This window comes from Rhizobacter sp. P2_D12 (assembly GCF_056404395.1).
Genome location: NZ_JBFUEB010000022.1, coordinates 1 through 11,723 on the forward strand (window position 1 = coordinate 1; position 11,723 = coordinate 11,723).

The 11,723-nt window shown below is 67.4% G+C and carries 14 protein-coding genes; 10 read left to right on the forward strand and 4 right to left on the reverse strand.

Features of this window, described 5'->3' with window-relative positions; all coding sequences use genetic code 11:
- From AC1DYN_RS09875 to AC1DYN_RS09890, 4 genes are all read left to right on the forward strand, one after another.
- Positions 1 to 269, forward strand: a 269-nt coding sequence (locus AC1DYN_RS09875) for an AAA family ATPase (RefSeq protein ID WP_477958956.1), incomplete at its 5' end; no start/stop codon positions are given.
- Between the two features lie 26 nt (positions 270 to 295).
- A complete protein-coding gene (locus AC1DYN_RS09880; RefSeq protein WP_477958957.1) occupies positions 296 to 1,648 on the forward strand; it encodes a DUF58 domain-containing protein in 1,353 nt (450 codons plus the stop codon).
- Positions 1,649 to 1,757: 109 nt separating this feature from the next.
- A complete protein-coding gene (locus AC1DYN_RS09885; RefSeq protein ID WP_477958958.1) occupies positions 1,758 to 2,300 on the forward strand; it encodes a DUF805 domain-containing protein in 543 nt (180 codons plus the stop codon).
- A 17-nt stretch (positions 2,301 to 2,317) separates the two neighbouring features.
- Positions 2,318 to 2,893 carry a cob(I)yrinic acid a,c-diamide adenosyltransferase gene (locus AC1DYN_RS09890; protein ID WP_477958959.1) on the forward strand — a complete coding sequence of 192 codons (576 nt, stop codon included), beginning with the start codon at positions 2,318 to 2,320 and terminating at the stop codon, positions 2,891 to 2,893.
- On the opposite strand, the gene AC1DYN_RS09895 is transcribed toward AC1DYN_RS09890, so the two are convergent.
- Positions 2,894 to 3,178: an EF-hand domain-containing protein gene (locus AC1DYN_RS09895; protein ID WP_477958960.1), complete on the reverse strand. Its 285-nt coding sequence runs from the start codon at positions 3,176 to 3,178 to the stop codon at positions 2,894 to 2,896.
- 134 nt (positions 3,179 to 3,312) lie between these two features.
- The gene (locus AC1DYN_RS09900) at positions 3,313 to 4,431 is read right to left on the reverse strand and encodes a 3-deoxy-7-phosphoheptulonate synthase (RefSeq protein WP_477958961.1); all 1,119 of its coding nucleotides are present in this window, start codon (positions 4,429 to 4,431) and stop codon (positions 3,313 to 3,315) included.
- Positions 4,432 to 4,748: 317 nt separating this feature from the next.
- Here AC1DYN_RS09900 and AC1DYN_RS09905 point away from each other — a divergent pair, with 317 nt between their 5' ends.
- On the forward strand, positions 4,749 to 5,534 hold the full coding sequence (locus AC1DYN_RS09905; RefSeq protein ID WP_477958962.1) for a fumarylacetoacetate hydrolase family protein: 786 nt from the start codon (positions 4,749 to 4,751) through the stop codon (positions 5,532 to 5,534).
- Between the two features lie 382 nt (positions 5,535 to 5,916).
- Positions 5,917 to 6,510: a hypothetical protein gene (locus tag AC1DYN_RS09910; RefSeq protein ID WP_477958963.1), complete on the forward strand. Its 594-nt coding sequence runs from the start codon at positions 5,917 to 5,919 to the stop codon at positions 6,508 to 6,510.
- Between the two features lie 6 nt (positions 6,511 to 6,516).
- Here AC1DYN_RS09910 and tldD read toward each other — a convergent pair whose 3' ends face one another.
- On the reverse strand, positions 6,517 to 7,992 hold the full coding sequence (gene tldD, locus AC1DYN_RS09915; protein WP_477958964.1) for a metalloprotease TldD: 1,476 nt from the start codon (positions 7,990 to 7,992) through the stop codon (positions 6,517 to 6,519).
- Positions 7,993 to 8,170: 178 nt separating this feature from the next.
- Between tldD and AC1DYN_RS09920 the strand changes: the two genes are divergently transcribed.
- Positions 8,171 to 9,091: a hypothetical protein gene (locus AC1DYN_RS09920; protein ID WP_477958965.1), complete on the forward strand. Its 921-nt coding sequence runs from the start codon at positions 8,171 to 8,173 to the stop codon at positions 9,089 to 9,091.
- Between the two features lie 28 nt (positions 9,092 to 9,119).
- On the opposite strand, the gene rsmI is transcribed toward AC1DYN_RS09920, so the two are convergent.
- Entirely contained in the window at positions 9,120 to 10,022 is a 903-nt protein-coding gene (gene rsmI, locus AC1DYN_RS09925; protein ID WP_477958966.1) for a 16S rRNA (cytidine(1402)-2'-O)-methyltransferase, read from the reverse strand.
- Between the two features lies 1 nt (position 10,023).
- Here rsmI and AC1DYN_RS09930 point away from each other — a divergent pair, with 1 nt between their 5' ends.
- Genes AC1DYN_RS09930 through AC1DYN_RS09940 form a run of 3 tightly spaced genes read left to right on the forward strand, consistent with a single transcriptional unit; the run spans position 10,024 to position 11,718 of the window.
- On the forward strand, positions 10,024 to 10,395 hold the full coding sequence (locus AC1DYN_RS09930) for a YraN family protein (protein WP_477958967.1): 372 nt from the start codon (positions 10,024 to 10,026) through the stop codon (positions 10,393 to 10,395).
- A 58-nt stretch (positions 10,396 to 10,453) separates the two neighbouring features.
- Positions 10,454 to 11,050: a phosphoheptose isomerase gene (locus AC1DYN_RS09935; RefSeq protein ID WP_477959023.1), complete on the forward strand. Its 597-nt coding sequence runs from the start codon at positions 10,454 to 10,456 to the stop codon at positions 11,048 to 11,050.
- Positions 11,050 to 11,718, forward strand: coding sequence for a BON domain-containing protein (locus AC1DYN_RS09940; RefSeq protein ID WP_477958968.1), 669 nt, complete (start codon positions 11,050 to 11,052; stop codon positions 11,716 to 11,718). Before AC1DYN_RS09935 ends, AC1DYN_RS09940 begins: the two co-directional genes overlap by 1 nt.
- Positions 11,719 to 11,723: the final 5 nt, after the last annotated feature.

The following is an 11,723-nucleotide window of genomic DNA, read 5'->3' on the forward strand; positions in this document are numbered from 1 at the left end:
ACGCGGTGCGGCTGGCGCGCACCACCCGGGTGTGGCCGGGCCTGTCGGCCGGCGCCGGGCCGCGCGGTGCGATCGCGCTGGTGCGCGCGGCGCGCGCCACCGCGATGATGCAGTCGCGCGATTTCGTGACGCCCGACGACGTGAAGCAGCATGCGCTGCCGGCGCTGCGCCACCGCGTGATGCTGGCGCCGGACGCGCAGCTCGAAGGGCGCGAACTCGGCGAGCTGCTGGCCGTGCTGGTCGACAGCGTGGCGGCGCCGCGCCTGTGACCGCAGGCTGAGCCCCGGTGATGCGCATGCGCCTGATCCCCAGCCGGCCGTTGGTGCAGGGCGCCGCGGTGGCCGCCCTGGCCAGCGCGGCCGYGCTGATCGCCGGCGCGCCGGCCCCTCTGGTGGGCTGGGCGGCGGCCGGCGTGGTGATCGCGGCCCTGGCGTGGGCCGTGGCCGACTTGTGGTTCACGCAGCGGATGTGGCGGCGCATGCCGCTGCGCCTGGAGCGCCGGCTGCCGCAGGCGCTGGCGATCGGCGTGGCGCGCGAGCTGGTGCTGAACATCGTCAACGCCGGCACGGTGCGCTGGCGCGGCACGGTGTTCGACGAACTCGACGGCACGCTCGACTTTGACCGGCTGCCGCTGGCGCTGCGCGTGCCGCCGCGCCGCCGCGTCGAGCTGCGCTACCGCGTGACGCCGCGCCGGCGCGGGCCGGTGCGCTTCGGCGGCACGCAGCTGCGGCTGCGCACGCTGGGCGGCGCGTTCGAAGTGCTGCGCACGCTGGGCGAACCGCAGTCGCTGCACGTGTACCCGAACTTCGCCGCGGTGGCGCGCTACGCGTGGCTGGCCGGCGACCGGCGCCTGTCGCAGATCGGCATCAAGACCTATGCGCAGCGCGGCGAGGGCACCGACTTCAAGCAGCTGGCCGATTACCAGAGCGGCGACCCGATCCGCCACATCGACTGGAAGGCCACGCTGCGCCACAGCCGGCCCATCGTGCGGCAGTTCCAGGACGAGCGCGACCAGTGCGTGCTGTTCCTGCTCGACTGCGGACGCCGCATGCGGGCCGACGAGGGCGTGGCGAGCGCCGATGGCGGGCACTTCGACCAGGCCCTGAATGCGCTGATGCTGCTGACGCACGTGGCGCTGAAAGAGGGCGACGAGGTCGGCGCGATGACCTTCGGCCACGAGCCCGGCCAGCAGCGCCGCTTCGCGCCGCGCAAGGGCGCGGCGACGCTGAACGCGCTGATGGCGCGGCTGTACGACATCCAGCCGGGCAACGGCCACTCCGACTACCTGGAGGCGGCGCGCGACGTGATGAAGGCGCAGCGCAAGCGGGCGCTGGTGATCGTGCTGACCAACTTCCGCGACGAGGATGCGGCCGAGCTGACGCCGGCGCTGAAGCTGCTGCGCACACGCCACCTGGTGCTGGTGGCCAGCCTGCGCGAGCGCGTGCTGCGCGAGCTGGCGGCGCAGCCGCTGGGCATGCCGGAGCGCGCGGTCGACGTGGCCGGCGCGCACTGGTTCGAGCAGGCGCGGCGCGATGCCTTCCGGCGCGTGACGGGCACCGATGCGTTGTCGGTGGACGTGGAGCCGCAGCAGCTGCCGGTGGCGCTGGTGAACCGCTATCACGCGGTGAAGCGGGCACGGCTGCTCTAGGGGTACCCCCAACGGGAGGACTGTTCGGCGCCCGGGCGCTGGGCTACGATGGCCGCGCCGCATCGCGGCAACACAACACCACGTTCAACCCCCGAGGAGGGATTCCCGCATGGCCACTGCCAATCCGTACCTGCCGCCGCGCGCGGCCGTCGCCGACGTCGACCGCGAGGCGACCGAGTTCCAGGACATCAACCTGTGGTCGGCCAAGGGCCGCATCGGCCGCGTGCGCTACCTGGCGTACATCGTCGCCAGCTACCTGCTGTTCGTGGTGCTCGCCGGCGTCGCCGGTGCCATCGGCGCGGTGGCGCACTCGACGATGCTGGTCGGTGCCGTGATGATCATCGCGGGCATCGCCTATACGATCTGGGYGATCCTGATGCTGATCCAGCGCACGCACGACATGGGCTGGTCCGGCTGGGCGGCGTTGCTGACGCTCATCCCGTTCGTTGCGCTGATCTGGTTCTTCAAGGCCGGCACGCCGGGCGCGAACGAATATGGCGCGCCGCCGCCGCCGAACACCCGCGCCGTCAAGATCCTGGCGTGGATCTTCCCGGCGATCTTCCTGATCGGCATCCTCGCCGCCATCGCGCTGCCGGCCTACCAGCAGTACACCGTGCGCGCCAAGGCCGCGCAGATGCAGACGCAACCCTGACCCTCGACCGCTGACCCATGGCCAACCGACTCACGCAGATCGCGACCCGCACCGGCGACGACGGCACCACCGGCCTCGGCGACGGCACGCGGGTGCCGAAGGACCACCTGCGCGTGCAGGCCATGGGCGACGTCGACGAGCTGAACTCGACGCTCGGCGTGCTGCTGGCCGAGCCGCTGCCGGGCGATGTGCGCGAGCTGCTGGTCGTGATCCAGCACGAGCTGTTCAACCTGGGGGGCGAGCTGTCGATCCCGGGCTACGAGCTGCTGAAGGGCGATGCGGTGCTGCGCCTGGATGAAGCGCTGGCGCAGCACAACGCCGCGCTGCCGCGCCTGAAGGAGTTCATCCTGCCGGCCGGCACGCGCAGCGCGGCGATCGCGCACGTGGGCCGCACGGTGGCGCGACGTGCCGAGCGTGCGGTGGTGGCGCTGGCGGCGCACGAGACGGTGCGCGCCGAGCCGCGGCAGTACCTGAACCGCCTCAGCGACCTGCTGTTCGTGCTGGCGCGCGTGCTGAACCGTGCCAACCTCGACGGGCTGGGCGGCGACGACGTGTACTGGCGCAGCGAGCGGCTGGCGCGCGATACCGATTGATCAGGGCGCGGCGTAGTAGCCGTTCGCGAACTCGGCCAGCGTGAGCTGCCCGTCGTGGTCGGCATCGAGCTTGTCGAACATCGCCGCGATGGCCGGCAGGCGTTCGGCTTCCTCGCGCGACAGCTTGCCGTCGCCGTTGGTGTCGAACTTGGTGAACACCGCCTCCATCGCGGCCTTGTCCTTGGCCGAGGGTTCGGCCGCCGGCGTGAGGGCGGAGGCCACCAGCGCGACGCCGCCCAGCGTCAGCGCGATCAGGCTGCTGCGGATGCGAAGCGACGTGTTCATGGCGGACCTCGGGGCGAGTGGATCGAACGTGCATTGCACCCCGTCCACCGCCGACCGGCCAGCCTTCTTGCCCGGACTTACCCGCGCAACACCGATGTGACCGCACTTACACCCGCGAACGCATCGGCTTGGCGTCAGCCTCGGCGCGCCTTGACGGCGTGGTGCAGGATGTCCAGGACAGTCAGCGAATCGTCCCAGCCGATGCAGGCGTCGGTGATGCTCTGGCCATAGGCCAGCTTGGCGGGGTCGTCCTTGCCGGCGCTGAACTTCTGCGCCCCGGCCGTCAGGTGGCTTTCGACCATCACGCCGAAGATGCGGCGGCTGCCGCCGGCGAGCTGGCCGGCGATGTCGCGTGCGACGTCGATCTGGCGTTCATGCTGCTTGCTGCTGTTGGCGTGCGAGCAGTCGACCATCAGCGACGGGTTCAGCTTGGCGGCGGCGAGGTCCTTGCAGGCGGCCTCGACGCTGGCGGCGTCGTAGTTGGGCGTCTTGCCGCCGCGCAGGATCACGTGGCAATCGGGGTTGCCGCGCGTCTCGACGATCGCGACCTGGCCGTTCTTGTGCACCGACAGGAAGTGGTGGGCGCGGGCCGCGGCCTGGATCGCGTCGGTGGCGATGCGGATGTTGCCGTCGGTGCCGTTCTTGAAACCGATCGGCGCCGACAGGCCGGAGGCGAGTTCGCGGTGCACCTGGCTTTCGGTGGTGCGGGCGCCGATCGCGCCCCACGAGATCAGGTCGCCGATGTACTGCGGCGAGATCACGTCGAGGAACTCGCTGCCGGCCGGCATGCCCAGCTTGTTGATCTCGGTCAGCAGCTGGCGCGCGATGCGCAGGCCTTCGTCGATGCGGTAGCTTTCGTCGAGGTAGGGGTCGTTGATCAGGCCCTTCCAGCCGACGGTGGTGCGCGGCTTCTCGAAGTACACGCGCATCACGATCTCGAGCGTGCCGGCGTACTTCTCGCGCTGGATGCGCAGCTTGCGGGCGTAGTCGACGGCGGCGGCGGGGTCGTGGATGGAGCACGGGCCCATCACGACGAGCAGGCGGTCGTTGCGGCCGGCGACGATGTTCTTGATGCGCTGGCGGGTGTCGGCGATCAGCGCTTCGGCGGCGGTACCGCGGATCGGGAAGAAGCGCACCAGGTGTTCGGGAGGGGGCAGCGGGGTCACGTCCTGGATCCTTTCGTCGTCGGTCTGGCCTGTCTTGTCGACGGGTGCATACCAACCCTCCGTGGCGCTGGCGGACTGGGCGTTCATGGGCGTGATCTCCTCGGACGTGACGTGAATCGGAAACTCTGGGGCAAAAAAAAACCGCCGGGGAGGACCCCGGCGGTTTGGTGAGTTCTTTGCGTTTGTGTCTTACAGCCTACGCGCTGACCTCTCCTCCGCCGGGCGGTGCGAGAACCAAAAGTAGGCAAAGAAGTAGGACGGAACGAAACGCATGGCCGCGAATGTAGCACGGCCTGATGACGGTCCGTCAAGCCCGTTTTTGCGCACAGGTGTTTCACGGTGCGGGGAAATTGACATCGCTCACGTCGCGCGGGCCAATGGCGGTTTCACCACGAGGAGACAAGATGGACCGAAGAAACCTGCTTTCCACCGGCGCGGCGATGGGCCTGGGCGCTGTGGCCGGCTGTGCGACCGACACGCGGGCCGCGGCGGCGAAGACGGCCTTCGACGTGCCGCAGCCGACGCTGCCGGTGGTGGGCAGCGCTGAGCTGTTCCCGGTGCGGCGCATCTACTGCATCGGGCGCAACTACGCGGCGCATGCGCGCGAGATGGGTTCGGACCCGAACCGCGAGCCGCCGTTCTTCTTCCAGAAGCCGAGCGACGCGGTGCAGTACGTGGCGCCCGGCAGCACGGCCGACCACCCGTACCCGCCGCTGACGAAGAACTACCACTACGAGATCGAGCTGGTGGCGGCGCTGCATCGCGGCGGGCGCAACGTGACGCCGGAGCAGGCGCTGGACCTGGTCTACGGCTACGCGATCGGGTTGGACATGACGCGGCGCGACCTGCAGCGCGCGATGGGCGACGAGAAGAAGCCGTGGGAGATCGGCAAGAGCTTCGACCGCTCGGCGCCGATCGGGCCGATCCACCGCGTGGCGCAGGTGGGGCATTTCACGCAGGGCACGATCACGCTGAAGGTGAACGGCCAGCTGAAGCAGAACGCCGACCTGAAGCAGATGATCTGGAGCGTGGCCGAGCAGATCAGCAAGCTGTCTCAGGCGAACGAGCTGAAGCCCGGGGACATCATCTTCAGCGGCACGCCGGAGAACGTGGGGCCGGTGGTGCCGGGGGATGTGATGCAGGGGGAGATTGCGGGGTTGCCGGTGTTGAGTGTGCGGGTGGTGGCATGAGATTGCGAGAGGGACAGTGAAGCACTCCGCCACGCTCACTGAGAGCTTGGAACGAATTGCAATACAACGCTACTCATGGTGCGACGCCGCAAGCAATGCGATCGGGCAAGCCGCCGAGCCATTGCGAGCGCTGGCGTTCAACCCGAAACTACGTGAGTCAAGCATGAGTGAATCAGTCCATCGCGGCAGCCGCAGGTCACCGTCACCGACCCGGCTCGTAGCGGCGGAGAAATGCAAGGTCGTTCCCGCAGAACCGCCCTCGTCGGAAACATGGCGGCAGCCCCAGCCCCAGCCCCAGGATTTGGCACGTCAAACGCTGGTGAGATCAGGAATTACTTTGTCGCCCAGACGTGGGACAGCGGTCAATTCTGCGGCAGAACCGATGCGTTCTCAAGCCGTCGACGAGGCATTCGCGATAACTCCGGAGCGGCAGCAGGAGTTGGATGCAAAGCTGAAGGCGAAGATCGAGCGCTACATGGAGGAACTCCGGCGCCTGCAAGAAAATCCGGACGCGATACATAAGGAAAGGGTGCTCGAACTCAAGGCGATCGTGAGCGCTCTGACGACAACCAGTCCGTGCCAAACGAGCCCCAGGGTGCCTGCGAGTACGACTCGGGCGCCTGAATCAACAGTGATTTCGAAGAAGACGGGCGGCTCGATTCGGACGCTTGGCCGACCTGTGGAATCATCAGGGTCGCGAAGACAGCACAAAAAAAGGCATACGCTTGTCGGAGAGTTCTTCAGTCCGAAAACTAAGGAAATGCAAGTCAAAGGACTGACTGTCACGCATGAGACCCTCGCCCAGCTGCTTAGAAAGCGAGACGCACTGAAGCAAGAATGGCGCGAGTGTGAACAGGAGGCGATGAAGGTGGCCGACGCGCTGGGTGTGCCTCGGTCAGGCTGCGGCCTGCCACCCGACAAACCGTTGTCCCCCAAACCACGCGTCGCTGACAGGCAGCCTCCGCCGCCGCTTTGACCAGATTCAGGCCGTTCCGCCCACCGTCATCTTGTCGATGCGCAGCGTGGGCTGCCCCACCCCCACCGGCACGCTCTGCCCTTCCTTGCCGCACACGCCGACCCCGGTGTCGAGTTTCATGTCGTTGCCGATCATGCTGACGCGCGTCAGCGCATCGGGCCCGTTGCCGATGATGGTGGCGCCCTTCACCGGGTACTGGATCTTGCCGTTCTCGACCCAGAAGGCCTCGGAGGCCGAGAACACGAACTTGCCGCTGGTGATGTCGACCTGGCCGCCGCCGAAGTTGGTGGCGTACAGACCGCGCTTGAGCCCGGCGATGATCTCTTCCTTGGTCTTGTCGCCGCCCAGCATGTAGGTGTTGGTCATGCGCGGCATCGGCACCGCGGCATAGCTTTCGCGGCGGCCGTTGCCGGTGGGCGCGACGCCCATCAGGCGCGCGTTCATCGAGTCCTGGATGTAGCCCTTCAGGATGCCGTCCTCGATCAGCACGTTGCGCTGCGTGGCATTGCCTTCGTCGTCGACGTTCAGCGAGCCTCGGCGGTCCGGCAGCGTGCCGTCGTCGAGCACGGTGACGCCCTTGGCGGCCACGCGCTGGCCGATGCGCCCACTGAAGGCACTGGAGCCCTTGCGGTTGAAGTCGCCTTCGAGCCCGTGGCCGATGGCCTCGTGCAGCAGCACGCCGGGCCAGCCCGGGCCGAGCACCACGCTCATCTCGCCGGCCTTGGCCGGGCGTGATTCGAGGTTGGTCAGCGCGGCCTTGACGGCGTCGTTGACGTAGCTCTCGATCATGCTGTCGTGGAAATAGCCGAGGCCGAAGCGTCCGCCGCCGCCGCCTGAGCCGACTTCGCGGCGCACTTCGCCCTCGATGGTCTGCTCCGCGATCACGGTGACGGACAGCCGCACCAGCGGGCGCACGTCGGCAGCCATCGTGCCGTCGGCGCGGGCCACCAGCACCACGTCGTATTCGGCGGCGATGCCGGCCATCACCTGCTTGATGCGCGGGTCCTTGGCGCGGGCGAGCTTCTCGACCCGTTCGAGCAACGCGACCTTCTGCGTGCTGTCGAGCGTGGCGATCGGGTCCATCGGGGCGTAGAGCACGCGGCTGCCGGCGATCTGCGGCTTCGTGTTGACCTTGACGCTGCGGCTCTGGCCGGCCGCGGCGATGGTGCGCACGGTGGCGGCGGCATCGAGCAGCGCGGCTTCGGAGATGTCGTCGGAGTAGGCGAAGGCGGTCTTCTCGCCGGCCACCGCTCGCACGCCGACGCCCTGGTCGATGCCGAAGCTGCCGCTCTTCACGATGCCCTCTTCGAGGCTCCAGCCTTCGCTGCGGGTGTACTGGAAGTAGAGGTCGGCGTCGTCGATGCGGTGCGTGGCGATGGCCTGCAGCGCCTTGGCCAGCGTGGCATCGGTCAGGCCGAAGGGGTCGAGCAGCAGGGAGCGGGCGACGGCCAGGCGTTCGATGGTGGGTTCGCGCGAGATCATGGCGGCGGCTCCTGTGGGGTGATGGGGCATTCTAGGAGCGGGGCGAATGGCCGGTCGAGCGAAGGGCTTGCCGGGCAGGGCAGGAGTCAAGGAACCGTGACTGTACGGTTGTTACTCAAAGCAAGGCCGCATTGTCGGTCTGCAACCCGCCACTGGGCATGTTTGCCAGGAGACCTCCGTGATTAAAAAAAAGCCATCGAGAGAAAAGATCGATCTGCGAAACACACCGATCCCACCTGAGCCGACGACAGAAAATAAAGCAAAGGCACTTTCGACGAAAGCGAACAATGAACGAGACAAGGCGCGGTCGAATGTCAAGAAGACGCGTGACGTGCCACATCAAAAACATGGAGGGCACCTAAGAAGAAATGCACGCAAGAGCGAGCCCCTGCGCCTGACGGAAGAAGCGTCAGCCGCTTGGGAGAAGTTGAAGCCGAAACGGAACGAGTTTGCCGAACCGGTTGAAGAATCAAAGGCCACTCGCGATGAGAAGAAAAGGGGGTGTGGCTCCGCTGCATCTTCGCCGCGAAGCCACGACGAACACCTTTCAAACGACTCGCGGACTCGCTCGCCAGAGGATGCCCTCAAAGTATCCAGTCCGAGACTTGCAAGGCAGTCTCCGCCGAAGGGGTCCCTCCGGATGAATATTCCAGAGAAGACCCGGGGTCAGCGGGAATCCTTGCCAGTGATGACTCGTGTGTCACCCAGAAAGGGAGGGCGCATGATGGAGGCTTATCTACAGGATGTGGAGAAGCTCCGTCGGCATAAGGCAAATACGAACGCCCTCAAGAAGGTGTCTCAAACAATCGCGTCGGCCGACGTGCACGAACTACATGCAGCGAGGATTCAATCGAAGGAAGACTACGCCGCTTGTACAAGGCGTATTGCTCAGCTCGAAAGGGAGCTCAAGACGTTGAGGAGTGAGCGGCTGGTCATAGCCGGAACGATTGAGAAGCTCAACATGCTCATCGAGAAGGACCCCGAGGCAATGTTTCCTGCGGATGCTGATTGGGATGTACTTGGGGAGGCGCCTCAGCACTCTGGGCGGCCTTCTCGCGATATCAACCAGCATCGGAGAGTGCAGACAGACAAGACGTGAACTCCTCTGCAGCCTGTGTTTTCACGTTTCAATCGGTCGCTCGCATCGACAACGCTCGTGCATAGAGCGCATTGCGAGCGGTGCCGGTGATGCTTGCAGCCAATGAAACAGCCTGTGTCAACGGCAGTTCGGAGAGCAGGATCTTGAGCGTCGCCTCGGCCTGCGCCGCTGACTCGTCGTGCTGGGCGGGCTGAGCGTGCACGACGAGGACGAATTCACCGCGCTGGCGGTGCTCGTCCTCGTCCATCCACGCCGGCAGCCGCACGGCCGGCAAGGTCACGATGCTCTCGAACTGCTTGGTCAGTTCGCGGCAGAGCGTGACGAGCCGGTCCCCGCACGTATCAGCCAGGCCCTTGACCAACTTCTCGATGCGATGCGGTGCTTCGAACAACACCTGTGCACTCGCGCGTTTCGCAATCGCCTGCAGGGCCTGTGCCCGCTCGCTGCCTTTGGGCGGAATGAACCCGATGAACTCGAATCCCGCACCTTGCGCATCCCCCGCTACACTCAACGCCGCCAACGCACTGCTCACCCCCGGCACCGGCACCGTCCGATACCCCGCCGCCTGCGTCGCAGCGACCAGCACCGCCCCCGGATCGCTCACCGCCGGTGTCCCCGCGTCGCTCACGTACGCCACCCGCTCGCCGCGCGCCAGCCGCGCCAGCACCGCCTGCGCCGCCTCGCGCTCGTTGTGCTCGTGCACCGCCATCAACGGCTTGTCCAGCCCCAGGTGCCGCATCAGCTGCGCGCTGTGCCGCGTGTCCTCGCAGGCCACCGCGTCCACCAGCGACAGCACGTGGATCGCCCGCAGCGTGATGTCCGCCAGGTTGCCGATCGGCGTCGCGACGACGTAGAGCGCCCCGGCGGGGTACTGCTGCGCACCCGCGGCGGCCTCGGCGGCCTTCAACAACAACGATGAGTCCAGGGTCACGATGGGGCAGACAACGAAGGAGGTGGGAGACGACGGCGAGGCACGCGCCCTCGCGCACCTGCTGCGCCACGGCCTCGTGCTGGTGCGGCGCAATTATCGGGTCGCCGCCGGACCGCGCTCGCGCGGGGGTGAAGTCGACCTGATCCTGCGTGACCGCGACGGCACCCTGGTCTTCGTCGAGGTGCGCGCCCGTGCCCGGCTCAGCCATGGCGGCGCCGCGGCGAGCATCGGTGTCACCAAACAACGCCGTGTCATCTTCGCGGCGCAGCATTTCCTGCGTGCCTTCGCCAGCCCGCCGCCCTGCCGCTTCGACGTCGTGGCCATCGAAGGCGAGCGCCTCGACTGGCTGCGCGCAGCCTTCGACTGTGGCTGAGCAGGCGATCACATCGGCGGAACCACCCTGGTGCACGCGTGTCATATCATCCATGCCCATGCTCGAACAACGAATCCAGCAACAATTCTTCGACAGCGCCGACCTGAAGTACGCCGCCGCCGAAATCCTCTCCCGTCCCATCGCCGATGCCGTCAGCGCCGTGGTCGGCTGCATCACCGCCGGCGGCAAGGTGCTCGCCTGCGGCAACGGCGGCTCGGCCAGCGACGCCCAGCACTTCGCCGCCGAGTTCGTCGGTCGCTTCGAGCGCGAACGCCCCGGCCTCGCCGCCCTCGCCCTCACCACCGACACCTCCATCCTCACGGCGATCGGCAACGACTACGACTTCAACGCGATCTTCTCGAAGCAGGTGCAGGCCCTCGGCGCCCCCGGCGACGTGCTGATCGCCATCACCACCAGCGGCAACTCCGCCAACGTGCTGGCCGCCGTCGAGGCGGCCCACGCGAAGGAAATGACCGTCATCGCGCTCACCGGGCGCGGCGGCGGCAAGATGCTGGCCGAACTCACCGAGACCGACGTCCACATCTGCGTGCCGCACGAACGCACCGCACGCATCCAGGAGGTCCACATCCTCGCGCTGCATTGCCTGTGCGATGCGGTCGACCTGCAACTGCTCGGCGAACAGGAAAACACATGATGTCTCTGCGCTCCCGCTCCCTCACCACCCGCCTCTCGATGCTGCTGGCCGCCCTGGTGGCCGCCTCGGCCCTGTCGGGCTGCGCCGTGCTGTTCCTCGGCGGCGCCGCGGTCGGCGGCGCGCTCGTCGCCACCGACCGCCGCACCTCCGGCGCCCAGCTCGAAGACCAGGCGATCGAGCTGAAGGCCGCCGGCCGCCTGCGCGACGCCATCGACCCGCAGCGCTCCAAGGTCGGCGTCGTCAGCTACAACCGCATGGTGCTGCTGACCGGCGAGGTGCAGAGCGATGCCGAGAAGGCGAATGCCGAACAGGCCGTGGCCAAGCTCGAGAACGTCCGCAGCATCGTCAACGAGATCGGCGTGGTCGGCTCCGCCACCTTCAGCCGCAGCCCGAGCGGCGACGCGCTGGTCACCAGCAAGGTCAAGGCGACGCTGATCGACGCCCGCGACCTGCAGGCCAACGCCTTCAAGGTCACGACCGAGCGCGGCACCGTCTACCTGATGGGCATCGTCACCGAGCGCGAGGCCGACCGCGCGACCGAACTCACGCGCAGCATCAGCGGCGTGCAGAAGGTGGTGCGGGTGTTCGAGATCGTCACCGAGGCCGAACTGGCCAACCTGCGACCGGTGCCCAACGCATCGGCCGCCTCGGCACCCGCCAGGCCTTGACGGAC